Source organism: Lysinibacillus fusiformis, from assembly GCF_003049525.1.
In the GTDB taxonomy this organism is placed as follows: Bacteria; Bacillota; Bacilli; order Bacillales_A; family Planococcaceae; genus Lysinibacillus; species Lysinibacillus fusiformis.
The window spans coordinates 1-662 of sequence record NZ_PYWL01000032.1 but is presented as its reverse complement, the minus strand read 5'-3'; the positions used below and the strand labels follow the sequence as shown (position 1 = coordinate 662).

General features: G+C 56.8%; 1 protein-coding gene. It reads left to right on the top strand.

Annotation, left to right across the window (positions count from 1 at the left end; genetic code table 11):
- The coding region (locus C9J29_RS24145) for a hypothetical protein (RefSeq protein ID WP_201798436.1) at positions 1-662 on the top strand (662 nt) is incomplete at both ends.

Below are 662 nucleotides of genomic sequence, written 5' to 3'. Positions count from 1 at the left end.
ACTGGCGCTACTGGCGCTACTGGTGTAACTGGGGCTACCGGTTCTACTGGAACTACTGGCTCTACTGGTGTTACCGGAGCTACGGGTGTAACTGGAACTACTGGCTCTACTGGGGCTACTGGGGCTGCCGGTTCTACTGGAACTACAGGCTCTACTGGTGTTACCGGAGCTACGGGTGTAACTGGAACTACTGGCGCTACTGGTGATATCGGAGCTACAGGCTCTACTGGCGTTACCGGAGCTGCGGGTGTAACTGGAACTACTGGCGCTACTGGTGTAACTGGAACCACTGGTGTAACTGGGGCTACTGGTGATATCGGAGCTACAGGCTCCACTGGTGTTACTGGGGCTACTGGCGCTACTGGCGCTACCGGTTCTACTGGAGCTACCGGTTCTACTGGAACTACTGGGGCTACTGGCGCTACTGGGGCTACTGGCGCTACTGGCGCTACTGGTGATATCGGAGCTACAGGCTCTACTGGCGCTACCGGTTCTACTGGCGCTACTGGCGCTACTGGCGCTACTGGCGCTACTGGTGTAACTGGGGCTACTGGTGTTACCGGAGCTACGGGTGTAACTGGAACTACTGGCGCTACTGGTTCTACTGGTGATATCGGAGCTACAGGCTCTACTGGTGTTACCGGAACTACTGGAACTACTGG